Annotated in this window: 25 protein-coding genes; 13 read left to right on the forward strand and 12 right to left on the reverse strand. The window is 66.6% G+C overall.

Features of this window, described 5'->3' with window-relative positions; genetic code table 11:
• The first annotated feature begins 25 nt into the window (after window positions 1–25).
• Window positions 26–655, forward strand: a complete 630-nt coding sequence (locus PPZ50_RS13955; RefSeq protein WP_272815330.1) for a response regulator transcription factor — start codon at window positions 26–28, stop codon at window positions 653–655.
• 5 nt (window positions 656–660) lie between these two features.
• On the opposite strand, the gene PPZ50_RS13960 is transcribed toward PPZ50_RS13955, so the two are convergent.
• Both PPZ50_RS13960 and PPZ50_RS13965 read right to left on the reverse strand, forming a co-directional pair.
• A complete protein-coding gene (locus tag PPZ50_RS13960; RefSeq protein ID WP_272815331.1) occupies window positions 661–3900 on the reverse strand; it encodes an ATP-binding protein in 3240 nt (1079 codons plus the stop codon).
• Window positions 3901–3973: 73 nt separating this feature from the next.
• On the reverse strand, window positions 3974–5077 hold the full coding sequence (locus PPZ50_RS13965) for a GNAT family N-acetyltransferase (RefSeq protein ID WP_066689476.1): 1104 nt from the start codon (window positions 5075–5077) through the stop codon (window positions 3974–3976).
• A gap of 118 nt (window positions 5078–5195) precedes the next feature.
• On the opposite strand from PPZ50_RS13965, the gene PPZ50_RS13970 reads away from it, so the two are divergent.
• The 4 genes from PPZ50_RS13970 to PPZ50_RS13985 all read left to right on the forward strand — a co-directional run bounded on the left by PPZ50_RS13970 (window position 5196) and on the right by PPZ50_RS13985 (window position 8788).
• On the forward strand, window positions 5196–5657 hold the full coding sequence (locus PPZ50_RS13970; RefSeq protein ID WP_066689477.1) for a DUF2721 domain-containing protein: 462 nt from the start codon (window positions 5196–5198) through the stop codon (window positions 5655–5657).
• Entirely contained in the window at window positions 5654–6055 is a 402-nt protein-coding gene (locus PPZ50_RS13975; protein WP_066689478.1) for a DUF4345 domain-containing protein, read from the forward strand. Before PPZ50_RS13970 ends, PPZ50_RS13975 begins: the two co-directional genes overlap by 4 nt.
• 451 nt (window positions 6056–6506) lie before the next feature.
• Complete coding sequence (locus PPZ50_RS13980) at window positions 6507–8405, forward strand: ribonucleoside-diphosphate reductase subunit alpha (protein ID WP_066689479.1); 1899 nt, start codon at window positions 6507–6509, stop codon at window positions 8403–8405.
• A 140-nt stretch (window positions 8406–8545) separates the two neighbouring features.
• Window positions 8546–8788, forward strand: coding sequence for a hypothetical protein (locus tag PPZ50_RS13985; protein ID WP_066689480.1), 243 nt, complete (start codon window positions 8546–8548; stop codon window positions 8786–8788).
• Between the two features lie 89 nt (window positions 8789–8877).
• Here PPZ50_RS13985 and PPZ50_RS13990 read toward each other — a convergent pair whose 3' ends face one another.
• A complete protein-coding gene (locus tag PPZ50_RS13990; protein ID WP_066689481.1) occupies window positions 8878–9153 on the reverse strand; it encodes a DUF2171 domain-containing protein in 276 nt (91 codons plus the stop codon).
• A 53-nt stretch (window positions 9154–9206) separates the two neighbouring features.
• Here PPZ50_RS13990 and PPZ50_RS13995 point away from each other — a divergent pair, with 53 nt between their 5' ends.
• Both PPZ50_RS13995 and PPZ50_RS14000 read left to right on the forward strand, forming a co-directional pair.
• On the forward strand, window positions 9207–9407 hold the full coding sequence (locus PPZ50_RS13995) for a hypothetical protein (RefSeq protein ID WP_066689482.1): 201 nt from the start codon (window positions 9207–9209) through the stop codon (window positions 9405–9407).
• Window positions 9408–9540: 133 nt separating this feature from the next.
• On the forward strand, window positions 9541–10590 hold the full coding sequence (locus tag PPZ50_RS14000; protein ID WP_066689483.1) for a ribonucleotide-diphosphate reductase subunit beta: 1050 nt from the start codon (window positions 9541–9543) through the stop codon (window positions 10588–10590).
• 533 nt (window positions 10591–11123) lie between these two features.
• Here the strand turns inward: PPZ50_RS14000 and PPZ50_RS14005 are convergent.
• Complete coding sequence (locus PPZ50_RS14005) at window positions 11124–11471, reverse strand: HNH endonuclease (protein WP_241215437.1); 348 nt, start codon at window positions 11469–11471, stop codon at window positions 11124–11126.
• Between the two features lie 125 nt (window positions 11472–11596).
• Here PPZ50_RS14005 and PPZ50_RS14010 point away from each other — a divergent pair, with 125 nt between their 5' ends.
• Window positions 11597–11908, forward strand: a complete 312-nt coding sequence (locus tag PPZ50_RS14010; RefSeq protein WP_066689484.1) for a hypothetical protein — start codon at window positions 11597–11599, stop codon at window positions 11906–11908.
• Between the two features lie 682 nt (window positions 11909–12590).
• Here the strand turns inward: PPZ50_RS14010 and PPZ50_RS14015 are convergent.
• Window positions 12591–13220: an outer membrane protein gene (locus PPZ50_RS14015; RefSeq protein ID WP_272815332.1), complete on the reverse strand. Its 630-nt coding sequence runs from the start codon at window positions 13218–13220 to the stop codon at window positions 12591–12593.
• A gap of 305 nt (window positions 13221–13525) precedes the next feature.
• Between PPZ50_RS14015 and PPZ50_RS14020 the strand changes: the two genes are divergently transcribed.
• Window positions 13526–14830 carry an NAD(P)/FAD-dependent oxidoreductase gene (locus PPZ50_RS14020; RefSeq protein ID WP_272815333.1) on the forward strand — a complete coding sequence of 435 codons (1305 nt, stop codon included), beginning with the start codon at window positions 13526–13528 and terminating at the stop codon, window positions 14828–14830.
• Window positions 14831–15135: 305 nt separating this feature from the next.
• Here the strand turns inward: PPZ50_RS14020 and PPZ50_RS14025 are convergent, their stop codons facing one another.
• Both PPZ50_RS14025 and PPZ50_RS14030 read right to left on the reverse strand, forming a co-directional pair.
• Complete coding sequence (locus tag PPZ50_RS14025) at window positions 15136–15438, reverse strand: hypothetical protein (protein ID WP_066689487.1); 303 nt, start codon at window positions 15436–15438, stop codon at window positions 15136–15138.
• 11 nt (window positions 15439–15449) lie between these two features.
• Window positions 15450–18299, reverse strand: coding sequence for a M16 family metallopeptidase (locus tag PPZ50_RS14030; protein WP_272815334.1), 2850 nt, complete (start codon window positions 18297–18299; stop codon window positions 15450–15452).
• Between the two features lie 183 nt (window positions 18300–18482).
• On the opposite strand from PPZ50_RS14030, the gene PPZ50_RS14035 reads away from it, so the two are divergent.
• Entirely contained in the window at window positions 18483–18638 is a 156-nt protein-coding gene (locus PPZ50_RS14035) for a hypothetical protein (RefSeq protein WP_157092699.1), read from the forward strand.
• Window positions 18639–18712: 74 nt separating this feature from the next.
• A complete protein-coding gene (locus PPZ50_RS14040; protein WP_066689489.1) occupies window positions 18713–19174 on the forward strand; it encodes a hypothetical protein in 462 nt (153 codons plus the stop codon).
• A gap of 4 nt (window positions 19175–19178) precedes the next feature.
• Here the strand turns inward: PPZ50_RS14040 and PPZ50_RS14045 are convergent, their stop codons facing one another.
• Together PPZ50_RS14045 and PPZ50_RS14050 are read right to left on the reverse strand one after the other, a co-directional pair.
• Window positions 19179–20177 (reverse strand): hypothetical protein, encoded by a 999-nt coding sequence (locus tag PPZ50_RS14045; protein ID WP_272815335.1) that lies wholly within the window; start codon window positions 20175–20177, stop codon window positions 19179–19181.
• The gene (locus PPZ50_RS14050) at window positions 20174–20950 is read right to left on the reverse strand and encodes a glycosyltransferase family A protein (protein WP_272815336.1); all 777 of its coding nucleotides are present in this window, start codon (window positions 20948–20950) and stop codon (window positions 20174–20176) included. The genes PPZ50_RS14045 and PPZ50_RS14050 overlap by 4 nt, the downstream gene beginning before the upstream one ends.
• A 77-nt stretch (window positions 20951–21027) precedes the next feature.
• Here PPZ50_RS14050 and PPZ50_RS14055 point away from each other — a divergent pair, with 77 nt between their 5' ends.
• Both PPZ50_RS14055 and PPZ50_RS14060 read left to right on the forward strand, forming a co-directional pair.
• Window positions 21028–22083, forward strand: a complete 1056-nt coding sequence (locus PPZ50_RS14055; protein WP_272815337.1) for a glycosyltransferase — start codon at window positions 21028–21030, stop codon at window positions 22081–22083.
• A complete protein-coding gene (locus tag PPZ50_RS14060) occupies window positions 22080–22850 on the forward strand; it encodes a glycosyltransferase family 2 protein (protein ID WP_272815338.1) in 771 nt (256 codons plus the stop codon). Before PPZ50_RS14055 ends, PPZ50_RS14060 begins: the two co-directional genes overlap by 4 nt.
• A gap of 270 nt (window positions 22851–23120) precedes the next feature.
• On the opposite strand, the gene PPZ50_RS14065 is transcribed toward PPZ50_RS14060, so the two are convergent.
• From PPZ50_RS14065 to der, 3 genes are read right to left on the reverse strand one after another with little or no spacing between them, the layout of a single operon-like run.
• On the reverse strand, window positions 23121–23603 hold the full coding sequence (locus PPZ50_RS14065) for a HEAT repeat domain-containing protein (RefSeq protein ID WP_066689494.1): 483 nt from the start codon (window positions 23601–23603) through the stop codon (window positions 23121–23123).
• Entirely contained in the window at window positions 23603–23800 is a 198-nt protein-coding gene (locus PPZ50_RS14070) for a sulfurtransferase TusA family protein (protein ID WP_066689495.1), read from the reverse strand. Before PPZ50_RS14070 ends, PPZ50_RS14065 begins: the two co-directional genes overlap by 1 nt.
• Window positions 23797–25170, reverse strand: coding sequence for a ribosome biogenesis GTPase Der (der, locus tag PPZ50_RS14075; RefSeq protein WP_066689496.1), 1374 nt, complete (start codon window positions 25168–25170; stop codon window positions 23797–23799). Before der ends, PPZ50_RS14070 begins: the two co-directional genes overlap by 4 nt.
• Between the last annotated feature and the right edge of the window lie 54 nt (window positions 25171–25224).

Raw genomic sequence — 25224 nt, forward strand, 5'->3', positions numbered from 1 at the left:
CCAGCACCCGGACAAGGGATTGTAAATGCCGCATATTCTGGTCGCAGACGATCATCCGATGTGCGCGACGGCGTTGGGAATGGCGGCGCGGGCGGTCGATCCGGGGATCACCAAGGACTGCGTGACGACCCTGGCGGAAGCCGAGGAACAGGTTCGGCGGACCGATTACGACCTGATCCTGCTCGACCTGATGCTGCCCGACGTACAGGGGTTCGCCGGTCTGGCGGTGTTGCGCGCGATCCGGCCGGCGGCGACCATCGCCATCGTTTCCGGTCGCGAGGAGCCGGCCATCGTCGCCCAGGCACAGGCGCTGGGTGCGAAGGGTTTCATTCCGAAATCCTCGTCGATCGACCAGATGGTCGGCGCGATCCGCGCGTTGCTGGACGGGCAGAGCTGGCTGCCGGAGGGCATTGCGGAGACGTCGCTCAGCGACCACCGCGTCGACCTGGCCGAACGTGTCGGCACCCTTTCGATCGCGCAGCTTCGCGTGCTCCGCGCGATCGTGAATGGGCATCAGAACAAGCAGATCGCCTATGACCTGCAACTGGCCGAACCGACGGTGAAATCGCACCTGTCGGCGATCTTTCGCAAACTGGGCGTCAGCAACCGGACGCAGGCGGTACTGGCGCTACAGGCGTTCGACGCGGAGAACTGATCCGTTCAGGCCGCCTCCTCCATGGCGGCGCGGGCGGCGTTGATCACGTCGCGCGCGCAATCGTCGATCCGTTCCATCAGCCGCGGATCGACCGTAGCATCGTCGTCGATCTTCTCGATCTCCGCCAGCGCGGCGATCAGCGGCGCCGCCCCCATGCTGGCCGCTGCCCCCTGAAAGGCATGCGCCTCCCGCCGGGCAAGGTTGTTGCGGCCATGGGCGAGCAACGTGCGCAACCGGTCCGGTACGCGGCGGGCATCCTCGATCAGCAACGACAGCAACGTGTTGCGCTGTTCCGCGCCCAGCACGTCGGTCAGCGCGCGGATACGCTGCGGATCGATCGGGCGGGCATCGGGTGTCCCGGCCGACGGTCGGCCGGGCGCGGCGGCCCGGTGATTGAGCAAGGTGCTGAGCTGCGCCATGTCGACCGGCTTGGTCAGCACGCCGTTCATGCCCGCCTGCGCAATGTCGGCGCGGCGTTCGGTCGACAGGTCGGCGGTGATCGCATGGATCGGGACGGTGGCCCCCGCCCCGCCCCATGCCCGGATCGCACGCGTCGCGGCCAGCCCGTCCATTACCGGCATCTGCACGTCCATCAGCACCAGGTCCACCGGATTGCCGACCGGCGCGGTGACATATTCGACCGCGCGCGCGCCGTTTTCGACCGAGACGACATGGTGCCCCAGTCGCCGGACGATTTCGGCCAGCAGATAGCGGTTGATGTCATTGTCCTCGACGACCAGCACCGTCATCGCATTGGTGGCCGCCGGCACCGACGACGCGCCGCCGTCGATCGACGCGCCGTCCGCATCGTCCGTCGTCGCCGTTGCCGGGGGCAGCGGAATGTCGAACCAGAAGCGTGATCCGGCGCCCGGCGCGCTGGCGACCTGAATCGCGCCCTGCATCGATTCGACCAGCATCCGGCTGATGCTGAGGCCGAGCCCGGTGCCGCCATAGCTGCGCGTCGTCGACGCATCGGCCTGTACGAACGGTTCGAAGATCGCGTCGAGGCGGTCGCCGCGGATGCCGACCCCGGTATCGGTGACCTGGAACCGCCAGCGGTCCCCGCCCTCGCGCGTGGCGGAAATGGCGATCGTTCCGGTGCGCGTGAACTTCACGGCATTGCCGACCAGATTGGTCAACACCCGCTGCAATCGCGCCGGATCGCCGATCACCCGGCCGGGGGCAGCGTCCAGCTCGATCGAGAGGGCATGTCGGCGCGCTTCGGCCGCGAAGAGTTCGGCGACGGTCTGCAACAGCTGACGGGGTTCGAAGGCGATCGCCTCCGGACTGCCATGCCCGCCCTCCAGCTTGGAGAAGGTCAGCACGTCGTCGACGATCGCCGACAGCGAGCGTCCGGCGGTTTCCAGCGAATCGAGATGCCGCATCCGTTCGGTGCGATCCGGCGTGTCGCGCAGCAGCTGGACCGCGGCGAGGATCGAGGTCAGCGGCGTCCGGATTTCATGGCTGATCGTAGCGGTGAAGGTTTCCTTCGCGGCCAGCGCCCGCTCCGCCTCCTCGCGCGCGGCGCGCAGGTCGGTGATCGCCGCGACATGTTCGGTAATGTCCTGGAACACGCCGAACAGCCCGACGATCCCCGCACCCGGCGCGGTTTCGGCTTGGCCACGCGACCGGACCCAGCGAATCTCCCCGTCCGCCCGGACGATGCGGGCATCGAATTCGAACGAACCGCCCTGCCCGATCGCCATGCCGATGCGGCTGCGTACCTTCACCCGGTCGTCGGGATGATAATGGTGGATCGCGCTGGCGATGCCGGGCTCCGGCGGCCCGTCCAGCCCGTGGATGCGAAAGACCTCGGGCGACCAGAACAGGCGCCAGTCGGCGAGGTTCAGCCGCCAATGGCCGATCCCGGCGGCACTTTCCGCCATCGCGAGCAAGCGCTGCTGTTCCTCCAGCTCATCGAACGAGGTGACGGCCCCGCCCTCGGCCGCGCGGCGCTCGGCAATGTCGCGGATCGAGCCGATCACCTCGGCACGCGCGGGATCGTCGCCGACCATCCGGAACGCGCCTTCCAGCCACAGATAATGGCCGTCGCGATGCAGCATGCGATAGCGGACGACGACGCTGGGCCCGGCCGGTTTCAGTCCCTCCAGCGCCCGCTGCACCCGGTCGCGGTCGTCCGGGTGGATCAGCTGGAACGGGCTCTGCCCCAGCAGTTGATCGGGCGGGTAGCCGAGCAGCTGTTGCGACCCCGACGACGCGTAACGGCGCAGGCCATCCGGCCCCAGGCGGATGATCAGGTCGGTCGAATGATCGGCCAGCAGCCGCAGATGCCGTTCATTCTCGCGGATTTCGGTGAGCGCGAGCCATTGTTCGTACACCAGCGCGGCGACGGGAAAGGCGGTCAGGGTAAACGCGGCGATGAAGAGCTGAAGATAGAGGATGCGGTCCGGTGCGGGCACCAGCAGCCGGGCGATCGGCCCGACCCCCTGCAACGTGCAGACGATCGCGATACTGCTGATCGCGATGGTCGATGCCGCCGCGCCGGCAAAGCGATACAGCAGCGCCGCGAACACACCACAGGGCAGCAGCAGGAACAGCACCGGATAGGTGTTGACGGTGAACAACAGCCCGGCGAGCCCGATGGTGACCGCCATTACCAGCACGATCGGCAACGACAGGATGCCGATCTCCTCCGACAGCCCCTGTCGCGTCGCCTTGAGCGCGGGCAGCAGCACGATCAGCCCCATGGCATTGGCCGCGAACCAGCGGATCACGTCGCGGGTCTCGACGGCGCCGGACAGGAGCAGCCGGAAATGCACGAACAGCGCTGTGACCAGGACCGCGCCGGCCAGCGCGATCAGGACGATGGTGACATAACCGCGCAACAGGCGCGGATCGGGATGGGCCACGCGTATCGCCGATGCGACGGCGGTGATACCGATCAGGTCGATCGCGCCATAGCCCATGATCGAGGCCGTGTCGGAATAATGGCACGCATTGGCAGTCACCAGCGCCACGCCGGTGACGGCCAGCAGCAAAGGCCAATGCCGCCGGGAATAGCGGATCAATATCGCGACCGCGATCGGATTCGCCACCCACATCAGTTCGGTGCCGCCGAACCATTGCCCGCCGCACAGCATCACGACCGCGAGGAAGTAGATCAGCAGGCCATAGCCGAGGATGCGCGGAACCATCCGCAGCGCATGGAGCGGTCGAACGGCGGGGACCGCCCCGGCGTGCGGCCGGGGCGTGATGGCGTCGGATGGTCCTGATTCGCCGGTCATGCGCAATGCTACTCAGGATCGCAGCGGGGGTCGATGCGGAGCGGCCCCATGCGATGCCGGACGGACGGCGGCGTCAACCGTCGCCCTCGCCCTCCGCATCGGCGACTGTCCGGTGCCCGCTGCCCGCCCAGCGCCGGGCGAACAGCCGCCCGAGCAGTGCCGGCAGGCCGGGGGGCAGGAAGAGCCAGTCGCGGATCGCCGGGCCGCGATCGGCACCGATGGTCCGCTTGTACCCGCTGTCGCCCGCGCCCCAGTCCACCCGGGTGATGCCGTCGGCCAGCGCGCGGACGAGGTTGCGGTAATAGAGCAGCCGTCCGGGCGAGTGCTTGGCGACGCGGGTGTCATAGCTGTTGGCGATCGCATATTTCAGCGTGCCGGCATTGAGGTCGAACGAGAATGCCACGGGTTCGCCGTCGATGCGCAGCAGCGCCGCCCAGAGCATGTCGGCCAAGACCGGATCGGCGACCAGCCGCCGCCAGAACCGGCCATGCCCACCGGTGGTGAACTTCGCATCCCGGCCATCGGTGCGCGTCGCGATCCAGCTCGCATCTTCGACGGCGGCGAGGGCATCGAAGGCGTCGAGCGTCCAGTCCGCGCCGGAGATGAAGGACCAGTCCGGCGTGCCGTGCGACGCCAGATGCTTTTCGTTGAACCGGTTCTTGCGCAGCGTCGAATTGCGTGGCCACGCACCGTCCGCCTGCTGTGCCGCCATGTCGAGCAGATAGCTGTCGGCGATGAAGCGCGGCAGGGCGCGCCAGCCCTTCGCCGCGGCGGCATCCTGCAATCCGGCGAGCAGGGGATCGTCGTCATAGACCGGGCCGAGCCGGAAGCCGCGCGTCGCCCGCCGTGCCCCGTCCAGCAGCGCGGCGAAGTCGGCGGCGTCCGCATCGGCCGCGACCGGGCCGCTGCGAAACGGCCAGTAGCAGCCCGGAACCTGTCCCAGTCCGACCGGCTTCGGGCCCAGCCCGACCAGCGGCAGCGCGATGACCGGGCGGCCGTCGCGTTCGACCACCAGCGTGCGGGCATCGCCGCCATAGCTTTCGACTGCCGCGACATACCATTGCCGGCGCAGGAAGCGGTGGGTTTCGGCGGCCTGGGCGGCGACCGTGTCGACCGCTTCGGCGATACCGTCGGCGACGCGGGTGTTCGGGGCATTGGCGGTGGCGGGCAACAGCATGGAAAGGGCAATGCCACGAACCTCTTACGATCCGGTAGCCGTAACCTGCGCGCATTTTGGACCATAGTGCGGATCTCGCGGCCTTGCCGCCATCGGAGGGGCGAGGCATACCGCCCCGGTGGAATTCGAACCCGTCCTGTCGACCGTCGCCAAGACGATCCAGACCGCCATCGCGCCGGTCTTCCTGCTCGCCGGGATCGGCGCGATCCTGAACGTCATGGTCGGGCGCCTGGCGCGGATCGTCGACCGGGCGCGCGACCTCGAAAAGCTGCATCCTAGCTCGACCGGCCCCGAACATGCCCGCCACGTGTTCGAACTGCGCCTGCTCGACCGGCGGATCCGCATCATCAACAATGCGGTGTTCCTGGTCGTGCTGTCGGCGGTCGCCAACTGTACCGTGGTCGCGATGCTGTTCATCGCCGAACTGCTCGACCTCGGCCTCGGCAAGGCGGTGGCGATCAGTTTCGTCCTGTCGATGGTGCTGCTGATCGGCGGACTGGTGTGGTTCCTGTTCGAAGTGCGCCTGTCGGTCCATGCGATCCGGGTGCGCGCCGAACTGCTGGAGCGCGAGCGGACGTGACGCCGGCGCGTGAGCGCACGCTGTTGCAGGCGGCGGTCGCGCTGGTATGCATCGTGCCGTTCGGCGCGTCGCTGACCGGCATCCTGCTTGGTGCCGCATGGCTGCAACCGGCACCCGCCACCGATCTGGATAGCCATTTCCGATACCTGTCCGGCCTGTTCCTCGGCATGGGGATCGCCTTCGCCAGCTGCGTGCCCGGCATCGAGCGCAAGACGGCACGGTTCCGGCTGTTGGGGATGATGGTCGTGCTGGGTGGGCTGGCACGGCTCTGGTCGCTCGTCATCCTTGGCCCGCCATCGACGGGCCATGCGGTCGGGCTGTGCATCGAGCTGATCGTCGTGCCGCTGCTGCTGGCTTGGCAGGCGCGCGTGGCGAGACGGCTCCGCTTGCCTGGTTGACCGCACCGCTTGGGGGAGCGGACCCGCCGGTGGCTGATGGCGCCGCGCCCTCTTCGGTGACATGGCCCGGAGCGTCCAGCCGACTCGTGGCACGGCGTCATCCCCGGCATCACCAGCGGTCCGGCTTTGCACGCCATGTCGCATCGAAAAAATAGCGTGCATGCCCCATTTGCCACTTGCATTTCGGGGAAGCGGCAGAGGTCCGCGCGTCGCGGCATGACGGCGTTCGGCCAAGCCCCGGTTCCGCGCCGACCGTAAAAATTTAGCCGCTTGCGCGTCCGCCAATTTCCTACAATTAGTAGTGCCCATGGCGGGACAACCGCTACACATGGTATTCAGTCGACCGGAGCCGGTGACGCTACTTTCGCGTTGCCGGGTGCCGTTCGGACCAGCGACAAGCCGATTTTTGGGGGCGACATGACGCCCCGGCCGAACACAGGAAAGCGGGACGATGACCTTTCAGGATAGTCAGGACGCCCAGATGAACGAACTGCAATTCGCCGATCCGGCACCCGCCGCCCCGGCCCCCGAGCGCAACAGCCGCACGGTCGACGCGCTGCTCCACGCGGTCGAGGTCGATCATTCGCGCGACGCGCTGCTGACCGATTTCGGCAAGGATACGCTGAAGGACCGCTACCTGCTGCCCGGCGAATCGTACCAGGACCTGTTCGTGCGCGTGGCGTCGGCCTATGCCGATGATGCCGAGCATGCCCAGCGGCTGTACGACTATATCTCGAAGCTTTGGTTCATGCCCGCCACGCCGGTCCTGTCGAACGGCGGCACCGGGCGCGGCCTGCCGATCAGCTGCTATCTGAACTCGGTCCCCGACAGCCTGGAAGGCATTGTCGAGACGTGGAACGAGAATGTGTGGCTGGCGTCGCGCGGCGGCGGCATCGGCACCTATTGGGGCAGCGTGCGTGGCATCGGTGAGCCGGTCGGGCTGAACGGCAAGACCAGCGGCATCATCCCGTTCGTCCGCGTGATGGATTCGCTGACGCTCGCCATTTCGCAGGGGTCGCTACGGCGTGGGTCGGCGGCCTGCTATCTCGACATCAGCCATCCGGAGATCGAGGAGTTCCTCGAAATCCGTAAGCCCAGCGGCGACTTCAACCGCAAGGCGCTGAACCTGCACCATGGCGTGCTGATCCCCGACGCGTTCATGGAAGCGGTGCGCGACGGTGCCGAATGGGAGCTGAAAAGCCCCAAGGACGGGTCGGTCCGTGGCAAGGTCGATGCGCGTTCGCTGTTCCAGAAGCTGGTCGAGACCCGCCTGGCGACCGGCGAGCCGTACATCGTGTTCAGCGACCATGTGAACAACACGATGCCGAAGCACCACCGCGATCTGGGCCTGAAGGTCTCCACGTCGAACCTGTGCAGCGAGATCACGCTGCCGACCGGCAAGGATCACCTCGGCAACGACCGCACCGCGGTGTGCTGCCTGTCGTCGCTGAACCTCGAAACCTGGGACGAATGGAACGGCGACAAGCGCTTCATCGAGGACGTGATGCGCTTCCTCGATAACGTCCTGACCGACTATATCGAGCGTGCGCCCGACGAAATGGCCCGCGCGCGCTATTCGGCGAGCCGCGAGCGGTCGGTCGGGCTGGGCGTGATGGGCTTCCACTCGTTCCTGCAGGCGCGCGGGCTGCCGTTCGAAGGGGCGATGGCGAAGGCGTGGAATCTGAAGATCTTCCGCCACGTCAATGCGCAGGTGAACGAGGCGTCGATGCACCTCGCCAACGAGCGTGGCCCCTGCCCCGACGCGGCCGACATGGGCGTGATGGAGCGGTTCAGCTGCAAGATGGCGATCGCGCCGACCGCGTCGATCAGCATCATCTGCGGCGGGACGAGCGCGTGCATCGAACCGATCCCCGCCAACATCTATACCCACAAGACGCTGTCGGGTTCGTGGTCGGTCAAGAACCCCTATCTCGAAAAGCTGCTGATCGCGAAGTCGAAGAACAGCGACGCGGTGTGGAACTCGATCCTCGAGCGCGGCGGATCGGTCCAGCATCTCGACTTCCTCAGCCAAGAAGAGAAGGACACGTACAAGACCAGCTTCGAGATCGACCAGCGCTGGCTGCTCGAGCTGGCAGGCGACCGTGCACCGTTCATCGATCAGGCGCAGTCGCTGAACCTGTTCATCCCCGCCGATGTCGAGAAGTGGGACCTGCTGATGCTCCACTATCGTGCGTGGGAGCTGGGCATCAAATCGCTCTATTACCTGCGGTCGAAGTCGGTGCAGCGCGCGGGGTTCGCCGGCGGGGTCGAGGCGGACAATACGTCGGAGCTGGCCAAGTTCGATCTGGGCGAGAGCACGGATTATGACGAGTGCCTGGCCTGTCAATAAGCGGGCGGCTTCGATTTGCGTGAGCAAATCGAACACTCGCCACGGCGGACAGCGGGGCGGCACAGCCGCCCCGTCTGACGGCGTGGCGGTACAGGATGCCACCGACCTTCCGAACCACGATCGACCAAGAGGAGCTACCGATGCCGATCCTGCTGTTCTTTGTGTTCGCCGTAATCCTTGGCCCGGTATTGGCATGGATGTACGCGCAGCCAAAGCAGGTCGAGGCGTTCGAGGCGCGTCGTCGCAAGATACTGGCGAGCGGGGGCAAGGACCCGATCAACGAACCGTTCGGCGCGCATCGCCCGTTCAAGACGAATGCGCTCTGGTTCGGCGGCATCGCCGGCATCGGCGGCGCGTTGATGGCATGGCTGCTGGGGGCGTGACGCCCGGCGTTGCCGCCGGATGCGGAGCGTTCGGTCGGCATCCGGCGGAACGGGTGGCGGCGCGCAGCCAGGCCGCGCGCCGCACGGCATCAGATCGCGCTGCCGTCCTCTTCGGTTTCGAAGGTCACCGCGACATCGGCGTTGGCGGACAGGCGGACGGTGTCGCCCTCGACCTCGGCGACGAGGCCGCCGTCGATATAATGGTGGTGGCCGGCATGGCTCGGTTCGGCGCCTTCGACCTCGGCACCGCTGTCCTTCTTGGTCAGCTTGATCCGGTCGCCTTCGACGCGGTCGACCGTGCCGACATGGACGCCGTCGGCGCCGATGACTTCGGCATGTTCCTTGATGTTGCTGAGATCGGCCATGATATTCCTCCGTTGGGGGCGGCGGTGAAACGCACGTCCGCGCCGTTGGTCGCATGACCGCGAACGTCCTCATCATGTTGTCGGTCGCGCTGGTATCGGGCGGGGTCGGGCTGTGGCTGCTGTTGCGTTTGAAGTCGCGCGCGACACAGCAGAGCCGCTATGCCCATGGCATGACGGGGATGATGGCGCTGGCGCTCGGCATCATCCTGACGATCTTCGGCATCGCGCAATGGTCGTGGAGCAGCGCGCCATGAACCGACCCGACCGTACCCCCGCGGAGGCGGGGGTCCAGAGCCGCAAGCGACGACGTTCGCGACCCTAGGCTCCCGCCTGCGCGGGAGCACCACAGAATTTCAAGACAAACCCAAGTTTCCCCGGAGTAACCCCATGTCGCTCACCGAAGCCCGCAAGCAGTACAAGCCGTTCGAATACCCCTGGGCGTTCGATTTCTGGAAGCGCCAGCAGCAGATCCACTGGATGCCCGAAGAGGTGCCGCTGGGCGAGGATTGCCGCGACTGGGCGCAGAAGCTGACCCCGCACGAGCGCAACTTGCTGACCCAGATCTTCCGCTTCTTCACCCAGGCGGACGTCGAGGTGCAGGACTGCTACCACGAAAAATATGGCCGCATCTTCAAGCCGACCGAGATCAAGATGATGCTCGCCGCCTTCTCCAACATGGAGACGGTGCACATCGCGGCGTACAGCCATCTGCTCGACACGATCGGCATGCCCGAGAGCGAATATGGCGCCTTCCTCGAATATAGCGAGATGAAGGACAAGCACGACTATCTGCAGAATTTCGGGGTCGATACCGACGAGGACATTGCCAAGACGCTGGCGATGTTCGGCGGCTTTACCGAAGGATTGCAGCTGTTCGCGTCGTTCGCGATGCTGATGAACTTCCCGCGCTTCAACAAGATGAAGGGCATGGGGCAGATCGTGTCGTGGTCGGTCCGCGACGAGAGCCTGCACTGCGAGGGCATCATCAAGCTGTTCCACGCCTTCTGCAAGGAACGCGACTGCATGACGCGTGCGGTGCGCGACGACATTGCCGACATGTGCCAGACGACGGTGCGGCTGGAGGATAATTTCATCGATCTCGCCTTTGAAATGGGGCCGGTCCACGGGATGACCGCGAAGGAGATCAAGAAGTACATCCGCTACATCGCCGACTGGCGGCTGGGGCAGCTGGGCATGAAGCCGATCTACCTGATCGACGAACACCCCCTGCCGTGGCTGGCACCGCTGCTGAACGGTGTCGAGCACGCCAACTTCTTCGAACAGCGCGCGACGGAGTATTCGAAGGCGGCGACGCGCGGCAATTGGAACGAGGTCTGGGACGGCTTCGACAAGCGCCAGAAGGCCAAGGTCGCGGCGCCGGCGAATGAGGAAGCGACCGGCATGGGTGATATGTTCGGGGGCGTGGCGGCAGAGTAAGCTGCGCCGGGGCCGCGCCGGGCAAGGGGCAGCGAACGCTGCCCCGAGCCTCAAGGCGCGGCCGGCCGGCGGCGCCGAAAGCGCCGTCCGACGGCATGGGCTTTGCCCATGCCGGCCGCCCAAAGTTCACTAAGTTCACACTCGCCACGCTGTTTGCGCTGTCGCATGATCCTTGGCGTCACGGTGCCCTGACGGGGCTCCCCAGAGCCATTCGACGGCATGCGCCCTGCCCGTATCCGCCGTCCAAAGTTCACTAAGTTCACACTCGTACGCTATTTGCGCGTGGTGCGGTTCTACCTGTCAAAGAGCCGGGGTCGCGACGACCCGGCAGCACGATGGCAAAGGGCGGACGTGTAGGACAGGGGGAAGCCGCAGGTGCTGCCCCCCTCTCCGTCATTCCCGCGTAGGCGGGAATCCATAGCCGCCGGCGGTCATGCTAGAGGCGCAAACGTTGCGTATATGGATCCCCGCCTGCGCGGGGATGACGAACGCTAGTAGCTGTAAGTCCCGAACTTCGGCCGATACAATGCTCCCTACCGCCGCCGCCGGACCGGCACGCGGAAGTCGGCGGGTTTGTCAGCGACCCATTTCACGAATTTCGCGACCGCCGGGACGGCCCGCAGCGCGTCGATGTCGGCGAGCGGGCCGGCGAGTTCGGCGTTGGTGGCGCTGGCGTGGATGGTGCGGTGGCAGATCGGGTGGACCGGCACCGTCTCGCGCCCGCCTTCGCTTTTGGGCACGCGATGGTGCCATTCGACCTGGCTACCGATCGGTCGGTCGCAGAGTGCGCAGGCGAGCGGCGCTTCGGTGCGGGCGGCAAGCGCCTCCGCCGCCGCCAGTCCCGCCTTGCGTTTTACCCGTCCCGCCATGGCGAACAACATCGGAAGCACGACATCAGTTCGCAAGGGTACTGGCCCCGCGCGCCCAAGGTGAACGCCAGATGAAGGAACCGCGTTCACCAAATACGGGTTGTACGTCGGCAAGTTCAGGAAAAGGGAGAACCCCCATGAACCGCACGACTTTGTTGATCGCCGCCGCCGCTACTGCGGTCATCGCGACGCCTTCGCTGGCTAAGGATCGCCGGACGGTCCCGGTCTATTCGGACTACAACCCCTATTATCTGGATTACAAGACCGACATTTCGGAGGCGAAGCGCGAGTTGCGCAAGGATCTGGCCCGCGCCGATGATGCCGCCGATCGCGAAGACGCCTGGGCGGAATATCGCCGCGAAATCGCCGACGCCAAGCATGACTTCCGCAAGGAAATGGCCGAGCGCGGCATGATCGTCCGCAACGGGCGGGTGACGGTCGAGGAATAACCGCGGCACAGCGGTCCTACGGGAAAAGGCCGTCGGGTTCACGCCCGGCGGCCTTTTCGTGCATACCAATGCCCTTACCGTAGACGACGCGCCTTTCCGCCTTTCGCCATCAGGTGCCTAGCATCTCGACCAGCCCCTTCGCCCTGCCCCCCTTGTTGATCCCTTCAAACCAGTGCATCCATCGCAGTCGTTTACCCCAGCACGCTGGCGACAATCGTTTTTTTGTAACGTTTTATATGGTAGTGGCGGACAAGCGTGCTGCGGCCGCATATTGTCGAGCCATGCTGGATTGTGGCCCTTTCCACACCAATAGGAACGCCCGACGACGCTACCGTACTGTGCGTGCGTTGATCGATTTGCATCGGTGGTGGACTTCAGATTTCCTAACGAAATCCAGGCACACGCCAGCAGAATCCAGCCCGGCAACTTCGGTAGAAGTTGGAACGGCTAAGAGCGCAGGAGGGCTAGCCGGCGGCGCTTCCGTTACGACAGTCTTTCCGCGCCTTACGCGCGGATAGCCCCATTCTGTATGGGGTACTAGAAGCTTCCCCGCCTCCGCGGGGATCATTGTTGCAACCGCCCAAAACAAAAGGCCCCGGACGAACCCGCCCGGAGCCTTTCGCGATACGCATTTACCGGGGCGGGTCCCGATACGCCGGACCCGCCCGAACTGGCACGATGCTTAGAAGTGGGTCGTCAGACCCAGCATCGGGCGGAAGCTGTGCGCCGAACCGAAGGTCGACACTTCACCGCGCAGGCGGACGCCCGAGTTGCCGGTGATGCCGCCGAGGCCGATGTCCTTCGGGCCGACTTCGAAACCGGCACCGTAGGTCATTTCGTGATAGTCGCGGCTGTCGTTGCCGAACCGGTCGAAATTGACCCAGCGATAGCCGACCTTGCCGTAGATCAGGCCCGAGTCACCCGCGCGGACGCCGAAGCGGCCGGCTGCGCCGTAATCCCAATCGATGTCGCCCGACACGCCCTTCGAGACGCTGCCTTCGGCACCGACGAACACCGGGCCCAGCGGCACGTTGAAGCCGACAATGCCTTCAACCAGCGCGCCGTTCAGCTTGTCGTTGCGCGGGACCAGCGGGATGCCGGCGTCGGTGCGCTCCGAATCGAACTGTTCCCAGCCGCCCATGATCGCGACATAGGGTTCGAAGCCGATGCCGCTGGTGCCGTCGGGCGCGGTCACGGCGGGGGCCGGTTCGGTGGTCGTCGTGTCCTGCGACGTGGTCGACATGTCCTGCGCGAAGGCGGGGGCTGCGACGAAGGCAGCCGCGGCTGCGGCGAAGGTGAAAAGCTTACGCATACAAAACCTCATCAGCGTTTACGGTCCCGGCATCGAACGCGCGCCGGTTTATCCGTGGCCCCTCTGAACCCGAAAACCGGGGAAGTGTTGCATCGCATTGCAACATGTGCGTCACGAAATCGGATACTGTTGCCCCAGGGCAACGGTATCTGTCGCCCACATGAACGAACCATGGCGGAGCCGCCCGGACCATGGTGACAATGTGGCAAGGGTCGCGCGGCGGCGGGGCAGCCCGGTCGCAACGATTGGCGCCGCGATGGGTTGGGAAGGACGATCCCACACGCGAATCGGAGGACGAACAGCGTATGCGACCCCGGATCATCATCGTCGGCGCCGGCTTCGGTGGCATCGCCGCGGCCCAGGCGCTACGCACGGCGGACGCCGAGATCGTGCTGATCGACCGCACCAACCATCACCTGTTCCAGCCCTTGCTGTATCAGGTGGCGGGCGCCGCGCTGTCCCCGGCGGACATCGCCACCGCCAATCGCGCGCTGCTGCGTCGCAACAGGAATACGCGGATATTGATGGCGGAGGCGAGCGGGGTCGATGCCGCTGCGCGCAAGCTTTGCCTGGCCGATGGGCGGCGGTTGCCGTTCGATTACCTGATCCTGGCGACCGGCGCGGCGTACAGCTTCTTCGGCAACGACCAGTGGCGCGAGCATGCCTATGTGCTGAAATCGATCGACGATGCGCTGGCGATCCGTGCGGCGTTGCTGAGTGCGTTCGAGCGCGCCGAGCAATGCGACGATCCGGCGGAGCGGCAGCGGCTGCTGACCTTCGCGGTGGTCGGCGGCGGGCCAACCGGGGTGGAACTGGCCGGGACGATCGCCGAGCTGGCGCGCACGACCCTGGCGCGCGACTTCGCCTCTATCGATCCGCGCCGGGCGCGGGTCGTGCTGTGCGAGATGGGCGACCGCATCCTGACCGCGTTCGATCCGCCGCTGTCGCAGTCGGCGCGCGAGATGCTCGAGTCGCTCGGCGTCGAAGTACGGACCGGCGAGGCGGTGAAAGCGATCGACGAACGCGGGCTGACCGTCGGCGACCAGCGGATCGATGCCGCCGCCGTGCTATGGGCGGCAGGGACCGAAGCGCGACCGGCCGCGAAGTGGCTGGCGGCGGATGCGGCGAAGAACGGCGCGGTGAAGGTGATGCCCGATTGTTCGATACCGGGCCATCCGACGATCTTCGCGATCGGCGACGTGGCGAGCTTCGATGCCGGCGACGGCCCCCTGCCCGGCCTGGCGCCGGTCGCCAAGCAGCAGGGGAAGTTCGTCGGGAAGCTGATCGCTGCGCGGGTCGCCGGACGGTCGGCGCCGGAGCGGTTCCGCTATCGCGACTATGGCACGATGGCGGTGATCGGCCGGTCGCGGGCGGTGGCGGAGATTGCCGGGCTGAAGCTCAAGGGCTTTATCGCGTGGCTGGCGTGGTCGCTGGTCCACCTGATGCTGCTGGTCGATTTTCGCAGCCGGGTGTCGGTGTACGTCCATTGGGCGTGGTCGTGGTTCACCTATGGCCGGGGCGCGCGGTTGCTGACCGGTTATGCGCCCGAGCCGGGGGAGAAGCCCAGGACGGCCGGGTTGCCGGAGATCGAGGCTGAGGCGGCGGAGTAGGCTTGGCCCGTTGCCGTCACCCCGGACTTGATCCGGGGTGACGGTGGGGTTGAGGCCAGGACCAACCTTGCAGATCACGTACCCCGCGCAGGCGGGGGTCTAGGGACACGGCCGTCGCCTGCGTCCGCGCCGCTTCGCGTACCCCCGCGCAGGCGGGGGTCCAGGGCCACAATCGTCGCGCTTCGTTACCCTGGATCCCCGCCTGCGCGGGGATACGGTTCGCGCGAGGGGGTATGCCCTCCCCAACGCAAAACGGCCCGCCCGCATCGTCTGCGGACGGGCCGTTTCTGTCACGTCACCGACGTTCAGCCGACGCGGTTGCCCGCCATCGGAAAGCTGCCGAACGCACCCGCCCCGACCGTGCCGGAGATGGTGTCGCCATCGACGGTCGCTTCGCAGTCAAGCGTCATCGGCATCGGTACGACGATCGCGACCTTCCACGACAGCTTGTCGCCATCGACCTTGCCGTCGGTGATCTCGGTCGACCCCATCGCGCCGGAATAGCTGCCGGTGAAGGTGCCGCCGTCGCTCTTGACGGTCAGCGTCGCCTGCTGGTCGCCCATCGGCGACTTGGTGATCGTGTTCCAGCTGCCATCGACATTCGCCATGTTCGCTCTCCTTACTTCGCCGCGACCGGGGCGGACGGCGGCGTTGCCGACACCACCTCCACCGGCAGGCCCAGCCCGTCAAGCTGCGGACGGACGACCTTCGCATCGCCGACCACCACATAGACGAAGCGATTGGGGTCGATTGCCGCGCGTGCCGCAGCGTCAAGCTGGGCCGTGGTCAGCGCACGATATTTTTGCGGCAGGGTCGCCTGGTAATCGTCCGGGCGGCCGAGGAAGTCGTTGGCCCGCATCGCGCCGAGTACCGCGCCGGAGGTTTCGTAGGTTCCGGCCAGCTGCCGCGTCTCGCCATCGATCGAGCGGCGGAATTCGACCGGCGTCACGCCGTTCGGTCCCAGGAAGCCGTTGATCTGTTCGCGCAGCGACGCGATCGCCGGGCCGGTCTTGTCGGCCTGCACCGGGGCATTGATGACATAGGGCACGGCGTTCTGCATCAGCTGGAACCCGCCGCGCGCGCCATAGGACCAGTGCTTCGCCTCACGCAGGTCCATGTTGATGCGGCTGAGGAAGCCCGAACCGAGCACGGTATTGGCGGTGGTCGCCGCCAGCGTGTCCGACTTGGCCTGTACCGGCGTCATCTGACCGGCGACGATCAGCGACTGTGGCGAATTGGGCCGGTCGACCAGCACGATCTTCGGCGTGGTGGTGGCGCGCTGTGCCGGGAAGCTCTTGGTGCCGGCGACTCCGGTCGCCTGCCAGTTGCCGAACGAGGCGTTCAGCGCCCGCTGCACTTCCGCCAGCGGACGGTCGGATACGACGAACACCTTCGCCTTGTCCGGGCGCAACCATGCACCCCGCCATGCGACCAGGTCCTCGCGCTTCATTGCCATGACCGCCGCCGGATCGCCGACGCCCGCCGCGAGCTTCGCATAGGGGCTGTCCGCGCCGTAGAGCAGCGGCGGCAGCGTCATGTCGGCCAGCCCCTGCGGGTTGGTGCGCTGCTGCCCGATCTGCGCCAGCACCTGCCCGCGCACCCGCTCCAGCTCGCTCGCGTCGAACGCCGGGTTGCGCAGCACGTCGGCGAACAGCATCGTCGCGCTGTTCAGATTGGCGCTGGGCGCTTCGAAGCCGATCGTCGTCTGATCGGCCGAATTGCCGCCGCTCATCTGCATACCGAGCTTTTCCTTGGCCTCCGCCATCGCGATCGAATCGCGGGTGGTGGTGCCTTCGTCGATCAGCGACAGAGTCATGCCCGCGGTGCCGAGCTTGCCGGCCACATCGGCGGCGGTGCCGGCGTCGAACACCATCGACACCTGCGTCACCGGCACGGCGGTGCGCTGGGCATAGACCAGCTCCATGCCGTTCGACAGGCGGCTGCGCGTGACCTTCGGGAATTGCAGCGCGGTGCCGGTGTCGGCGACGCCCGGCATTGCGCCGCGCGTGCCCTTGAACGGCGTTTCGGGGGCGGCCGGTGTCGCCGGCGCGGCGGCGACCGCCTTCGCCTCCTCATAGCCCTCGCGCTCGCCCTTCTCGACGATCAGCGTATAGGCCGGGCGCGACATCCATTTCTGCGCAGCGGCGCGGGCGCGGTCCGGCGTCATCGTCGCCAGCGCGTTAAGCTCCTTTTTATAGAAGCCCGGATCGTTCGAATACAGCTCGCCCGACGCCAGCGTCACCGCCTTGCCGCCGAAGCCGCCGACCGATTCCAGCCCGCCGATCGTGCTCGACACCTGCGTCGTGGCGACGCGCGCCACTTCGTCGGCACTCGGACCGGTGCGCAAATAATCGGCGATCATCTGGTCCAGCTTCGCCTCGACCAGCTTTTCATCGACGCCCGGCTTCACGATCGCACGGACGATCAGCATGCCGGCCTGTGCCAGCGACTGGACGCCGGCGGACACCTGCACCGCCAGCTTTTCCTTCTTCACCAGTTCGTTGTCGAGCCGCGACGAGGCGAGGCCGCCGAACGCGCTCATCGCGACGTCCAGCGCCGGGGCGTCGGGATCGTTCAGCCCCGGCACCGGCCAGACCTTCATGATCATCGTCGCGGCGACATTGTCCTTCATCACCTCGCGCACCGGCGCGGCGAGGGTCGGCACCTCGATCTTCGGCAGGACCGATTCCGGCCCACGTGCGATCTTGCCGAAATATTTCTCGACCAGCGGGCGCGCTTCCTTCGCGTCGATGTCGCCGGCCAGCACCAGCACCGCGTTGTTCGGGCCGTAATGGCCGCGGAACCAGTTCTTCACGTCCTCGAGGCTGGCGGCGTCGAGATCGGCCATCGAACCGATCACCGAATGGCGATAGGGGTGGCCGACCGGGAAGATGCCCTCGGTCATCTTGTAACGGACGAGGCCGTAAGGCTGGTTGTCGCCCTGGCGCTTTTCGTTCTGCACGACGCCGCGCTGTTCATCGAGCACGCCCTGCGTCACCGCGCCGAGCAGATAGCCCATGCGGTCCGATTCGAGGAACAGCGCGCGGTCGATCGCCGCCTTCGGCACGGTTTCGAAATAATTGGTGCGGTCGTAGCTGGTGGTGCCGTTCAGGTCGGTCGCACCGATCGAGCGTAGCGGGTCGAAAAAGTCGCCCGGCGCATTTTCCGACCCGTTGAACATCAGATGTTCGAACAGGTGCGCGAAGCCGGTCTTCCCCTCCGGCTCATGCTTCGACCCCACGTCATACCATACCGACACCGCGACGATCGGCGCCTTGCGATCGGTATGGGTGATGACGGTCAGGCCGTTGGGCAGCGTGAACTTTTCGTAGGGAATGTTGACCGGGGCGACCAGCGCCGACAGCGGCGCGGCCTTGACCGGGGGGGCGGCACGGGCGGGCGCCTGCGCCTGCGCCGTCCCGGCGAGCGCAGTGGAAGCGAGCAATACGGCAGCGACGGTACGGAACATGAAACCCCACCCATTATCGATAAACGGAATGACGGTGTATGGCGTGGGCGGGGGCCGTGCAAGTCAGTTCCATTGCCCGAACGGCACCATTGGCTTGCGGTCGTGTAACATATGATGTCCTCGGACCATTTCGGCTAATTGGCGGTTTTCACGATGCTTTCAGTGCTTATGTTGCATCGCGCCATGACTATTCCATTCGAAACCTTCCGCGCGATCCTTCCGCATTCCGACCGGTTCGACCGCCTGCTGGCGCTCGGCTGGGAAGATATCGGAGGCGTCGTCCTTGCCATGGGAGCCGTCGCGTTCATGACGGCACTGGGCGCGCTGCGTTCGCGCTGAGCGTTCCGCTTCGAACATTGCTGCGTAGCAACATTTCCTGAGACTGTTTTTCTCCGGGAACAAGGGTTTTGCGTATGATCCGATTGACTGCCGCCCTGCTGGGCGGGGCGCTGCTGGCCGGCTGTGGCAATTCGTCCGTGCCGGAAGCGCAGGCGACGATGAACAACACGGTCGACCTGCGCCACCTGGTCGAGACGGAAGTGGCGGGCAACGGCATCGAACGCTATCCACTGGAAGGCGTCGAGATCCCGACCCCGTCGGACCCGCAGTCGCGCTACGAAGTGCTGCGCCAGCGCCGCACCGCCGCCGGCACGATCATCGCGATCCTGCGCCAGCAGCGCGGCGACCGCTTCGTCTATGCCCGCACCGAGCTGGATTGCGAGCGCGACCTGTTCCATGTCGTCGGCGTGGCCGACACGCGGGCCCATGTCGAAACCAATGTCGCGCATGACGGGCCGCTGCGCCCGACGACCGGCCTGCCGCTGCGGCAGGAACTGTCGAGCTTCATCTGCCAGCGGGCGTCTGCGTCGGCCTGATCCCCTATTCGCCCGCCGGCGGTACCGCCGGCGTGGCGATGTCGGCCTCCAGCCGCGGATCGACCTCGGCAACGGGCAGCGTGCCGCGGCGCCGCTGGAAACTGGTCAGCAGAAAGAACAGCAGGTTGCTTCCCTGCGTCAGCGCGCCGCCGGCGAGCAGCAGCCCGGCCATCGCCGCGCGCGGGCCATCGACGATATGGCTCATCTCCAGCGCGGCCGACAGGAACAGCAGGTCGCGATTGGGCACGATCGGCAGGCGGCTGATGACCATCTGCACCGTCAGGAAGGTGACCCACACCCCCCAGGGTTCGGCGGGCAGCACCACCGCCCATTGCGTCGCCTGCAACAGCACGACGACCAGAATGCGCACGACATGGATGCCGAGCACGGCGGCGGCGACCCGCCAGCTGACCGACAATATCTGGCTGCGCAGGCGCAGGAGCAGCGGCGTCAGGAACCCCGCGACCAGCAGGGCGGCCAGTAGCATGCCGCCTGCCGAATGGAGCCAGTCGGCGATCCATTTCGCCCGCCCCGTCCCCATGAAGATGACCAGCAGGATTGAGGTGATCGCGGCGGAGGCGAGGGCCGAGAGGATCGCATTGTCCTTGATCGCCAGCAGCAGCGTCTTCGACGCGATCCCCAGCCGCTGCCGCGCCCAGACGAACAGATAGACCTCGCCCGAATAGCCGACGAACGCCGAGTTGAAGACCCGCTTGCGCACGAAGACCGACAGGCTGCCGGGCAAGGGTCGGCCGAGCAGCAGGCGGAAGATCCACACCTCCGACACCGGCAATGCCATGAACATCACGACGAACAGGATGTAGAACCATGGCGTGCGCGGGAGCGCGGCGGCGACGCTGGCCCAGCCGATCGCGCGGACCTTCAGCACCAGCCACAGCAGCACGCCGACGAAGAACAACGCGCGGAAGACCTTGCCCACCAACGCGGCGGTAGGCGTCTGCGACCAGTCGTGCAGCCGCTGCGCACGTTCCGACAAGGTCAAGCGAACACCCCGGCGGTGCGCGAATCGGCGACGAACGCCTCGAACGCGGCGCGCGTGTCGGGATCGAGGCGGAAGCGCGAATGGCGCCATACCCCGCCGGGCAGGACGCGGCGCAGCGCATATTCGATCGCGGCGGCGGGCGTGTTGCGCACCCGGCGTTCGAAATGGGTCCGCTCCCAGGTGTTGCCGCCGTGGAAGGCGCGGACGAACAGGCCCGGCGCGTCGAGCACGCCGATGTGCTCGATGGGCCAGTGGTGCAGGAAATCGGTATCCTCGCCCCGCCGCTTTTCGGGGTAGCGGGCGGTCGGGTCGGCGCGGTGGACGATGCTGCCCGGTACGCCCGGCTCCAGCGTGCCGACATAAGGATGGTCGAACCATTCGGGCGCATCGAGATGCATCAGCGTGCCGCGCAGGACGCAGGCGTCCTTGCCGCCGTCCAGCACCGCGACCTGCCGCACCAGCCGGTCGGGATGATACCAGTCGTCATCGTCCCATTGCGCGACGATCGAGCCCCGCGCGAGGTCCAGCGTGCGGTTGCGCAATCGACCCAGCGTCGTGTCGGGGGTCTTCGTCACCCGGTCGTAGATCAGCCGGTCGGCAGGGATATCGGCGAAGAGCGGCGTGTAATCCTGATCGCCATCGTCGACGACGACCAGTTCGCGGTTCGCCCAGCGTTGCCGCAGAAAACAGTCGACCGCGCGCCGCGCCAGCGCGGCACGGTTCGCGGTCACCATCACGCAGCTTACCCGCGCGCCGTCGTCGGACCAGTTCATCGCCAGCGCCTTAGCCGCAGTCGGGCACCTCGACAATCGGGTGGCGCGACCGGCCTCGCGCTGGTAGCCGGGCGGGAATGCGGATCGTCTTCGTCCTGACCTATCCCACCCATCACGGCGTCGCCGATGTGGGTGAATGGCTGCGCTGGGACAATCGCGACCGGCGCATGCCCGGGATCCTGACCGAACTGGGCGTCGAGACCGAGCTGTGGGGACTCGCACGCGAACCGCTGGATACCATGTCCGCGCTGCCGGGCATCGCCCCCTACCCCATCCGCCTGTTCGCGCCGTCCAACCCCGACGCCCGGACCCGCGACCAGCGCAGCGACGCGATGGTCGCCGCCGCGCGGATCGATCCGGCGACGCTGTTCGTGCTGATCGGCAGCAATGGCGGCGCCGGGTTCGACCTGTTCGACCGGGTGCTGCGGCCCGACCGGCGGCGCTTCGCGGTCATCATCGGTGGCGACTGGTGGAGCCGGATCATGCCGCATGCCGCGTTCCTGTTTCCGGAGTCGGCCGTGCAGGAGGCCAAGCTGATCCGGCCGGGCTGGCGCTTCTGGCGAAGGGCAATTCCGGAGGCGCGGATGCAGCGGCTGCCCAAGACGATCGATACCGACCGCTTCGCACCGCTGGTGGCGGACAAACGGTTCGACGTGATCGCGACCAGCCGCCTGACGCCCTACAAGAAGTTCGACGAGATCGCGGCGCTGGGCGACCGTCACCGGGTCGCGGTGATCGGCGACGGGCCGCAGGCGGCGGCGTTGCAGCGGCGCTTTCCGCAGGTGCACTGGCTGGGCCATGTACCGAACGGCGAGGTGCCGGCGATGCTGGCACAGGCGCGGCTGTTCTTTCATGCCGGGCGGCGCGACTATTTCCCGCGCGCGATCCCCGAAGCGATGGCGTGCGGCCTGCCGGTCGCGGCGTTCGACGACCGGATCGGGGCGGACGTGATCCCGGCCAGCTGCGGGCTGCTGGTCAAGGATAACGACTATCGTGACAAGGTCGACGCGCTGCTCGCCGATCCGGCAGCGCTGGCGGCGATGGGGGCGGCGGCGCGCGCCCATGTCGTCGCGACGCACGGGCGCCGGTCGTCGGAGGCCGCCTGTCGCCGGTTGATGGAGTTGGCCGCATGAGCCGCTGGACGTTCGTGATCGCCTATTACAACGAGGCGGACTTCCTGCCCGCCACGCTGGCGGCACTGGCGGCGCAGAGCGTGCCGTTCCGGCTGGTGCTGGTCGACAACGGATCGACCGACGGGTCGGACGCGATCGCCCGCGCCTTCACCGCGCCGGGGATCGAGGTCGTGCACCTGTCGGAGGCGCGGCCCGGCAAGATCCATGCGCTGGAAACGGCGATGGCCGAACTCACCACCGAATTCTGCGCGTTCGGCGATGCGGATACCTATTACCCGCCGCATTACCTGGCCGAGGCGGAACGCACGTTCGATGCCGATCCGCGAACGGTGGCGGTGATGGCGCTGGGCGTCGATGCATCAGGGCAAAGGCTGCGGCGGGCGCTCTATGCCGGGGTCGTGACGAAACTGCTGTCGAAACAGACGCATACCGGTGGTTACGGACAGGCGTTCCGCACGGCGGCGCTGGTACAGGCGGGCGGTTTCTCGGAGAAACTCTGGCCTTATGTGCTGCTGGATCATGAGATCATGCAGCGGGTCGCAAAGCTTGGCCGCGTCGTCTATCCCTATAATTTCTGGGCGAAACCTTCGCCACGCCGGTCGGACCGCCGGCGGGTACGCTGGACGCTGGGCGAGCGGCTCCTGTACCACGCCACGCCGTTCGCGGCGAAAGACTGGTTCTTCTACCGCTTCCTGGGGCCAAGGTTGAAGGCACGGGGGATTACCCATTTGAATTTGCGGGATAAACCCTGGGAAGCGAAGCCGTAAGGCGGTCCAAAGTTCACTAAGTTCACACTCGTGTATGGTTGGTGCGTCGTGCGGTTTGCGCCATGTGCGAGGCGCGATGTTCCGGCGATGTAAAAGAACCAGGCGGAGCATGGCATGTCCGGACGGTTGTAGGAAAGGCGAGATGGGTGGCGACTGTGCGCCGCGTCACCCAGCCAGATGCGTCGCCCCAGCGAAGGCTGGGGCCTCAAGCGGCTCTTGCTGCCGTGCTATAATGGGGAGATCCCAGCCTTCGCTGGGATGACGTTTGGGTCAGGTTCCCTTTCCTTGCTCACATGCGGCAATCGCGGCCGCCACCAGTCCATCTAGGTACGGGTCGTCCGACGGATCGGACCATGGTCGTAGTGCATCGACCAGCGACGGATCGGCGATGATTTCCGCCGCTTCGAAGACGTTGACGAGAGCCATCTCGGCGGACAAGGCCTGGCGGACGTGCGGTAGCGCCTTCGCCGGAGCGATTTGGGCGAGTCCACGCAACGCCTCGGCCCTGACGCGCGGCGAGCAATCCGTCGTAGCGGCCGCCAGCAGCGCATCGCGGATCGCCGGGGTATCGAGGTCGGCATTGCCCAAAATGAATGCGGCCCAATCCCGGTTCACCGCCTCTGCATCCGTCAGATAGTCGATGACCCGCCGCAGATTGTGCTCGCCAAACTCGCTGCCGGATAGTGGAACCGCTTCGTTCAACACGTCGATCAGGAAGCCGGACGTGGGCTGGTAGGAAGCGTCCTCCGTCATCACCGCGCCACCCGGAACACACCCTCGCCCACCACGTCCAGCCGCGCACCGACCGCCGTTGCCGCACTTGCCAATTCACCGGCCGCGCGGGGGTCGTCGGCTGCGATCTCCACCATCTGCGCCCCGTCGCGCAGCGCCCGGGCCAGCCGGATGGCGGGCCAGGGGCAGCGCATGCCGCGGGCGTCGATGCGGGTCACTTTGCGTGGTCGAAGGGGTTTTTCGGGGCGCGGAGGTTCAGGCGGACGGGGACTGCGCCGAAGCCGAATTCCTTGCGCAAGCCGTTAATGAGATAACGCTTGTAGCTTTCGGGCAGCTGGTCGACGCGGGTGCCGAACAGTACGAAGCTGGGCGGACGCGTCTTGTTCTGCGTGATGTAGCGCATCTTGATGCGCTTGCCGCCGGGCGCGGGCGGCGGGTTGGCCTCCAGCGCGCGGTCGAACCAGCGGTTAAGCTGTCCCGTCGACACGCGGCGGCCCCAGGCTTCGCGGGTTTCGAACGCCGCCTGCATCAGCACGTCCAGCCCCTTGCCGGTGGCGGCCGATACGGTCAGCAGCGGCACGCCCTTGGCCTGCGCCAGCCCTTCGTCGAGCGCGCCCTTCACGCCATTGAACAGCGACGATGCGTGTTCGGCGATGTCCCATTTGTTGAGCGCGATTACCAGCGCGCGGCCCTCTTGCAGCACGCGATCGGCGATCTTGATGTCCTGCAGTTCGAGGCCCCGCGTGCCGTCGAGAAGCAGCACGACGACCTCGGCAAAGTCGATCGCGTGGAGCGCGTCGGCGACCGAGAGCTTTTCGAGCTTTTCCTGCACCCGCGCCTTCTTGCGCATGCCGGCGGTGTCGATCAGCCGGACGGGGCGGACACGACCGTCGGGGGCGGTCCAGTTCCAGTCGACCGCGATCGAATCGCGGGTGATCCCCGCTTCGGGACCGGTGATGAGCCGGTCCTGCCCAAGGAAACGGTTGATCAGCGTCGACTTGCCCGCGTTGGGGCGGCCGACGATGGCGAGCTTCAGGACGGCGGTTTCGGGGTCGAACTCGCCTTCTTCCTCCGGCTCCGGCTCGTCCTCGCGCTCGATATAGGGGCGCAGCGCCTCGAACAGGTCGGCGACGCCCTCACCATGTTCGGCCGAGAGCTGCACCGGATCGCCAAAGCCCAGCGCCAGCGATTCGAGCACGCCGTTCTCGCCCGCGCGGCCCTCCGCCTTGTTCGCGACCAGCACGACGGTGCCGCCCGACGAGCGCAGCCAGCGGGCGATTTCCTCGTCCAGCGGCGTGATGCCGGCGCGGGCGTCGATCATGAACAGCGCGACATCGGCCATCTCGACCGCCGCCTGGGTCTGCATCCGCATCCGCCCCGGCAGGGTTGCGGCGTCTTCATCCTCGAACCCGGCGGTGTCGACAATGGTGAAGTCGAGGCCGAGCAAGGTCGCCTCCCCTTCCCGCCGGTCGCGGGTCACGCCCGGCTGGTCATCGACCAGCGCCAGCCGCTTGCCGACGAGGCGGTTGAACAGCGTCGACTTGCCGACATTGGGACGGCCGATGATGGCGACGACGGGTAAGGGCATGGGGATTCCTGGGGTGCCGGGTTGCCGCCGAGTGTAGGGGGTAAGGGAGGCCGG

Source organism: Sphingomonas hankookensis (assembly GCF_028551275.1).
GTDB lineage: Bacteria > Pseudomonadota > Alphaproteobacteria > Sphingomonadales > Sphingomonadaceae > Sphingomonas > Sphingomonas hankookensis_A.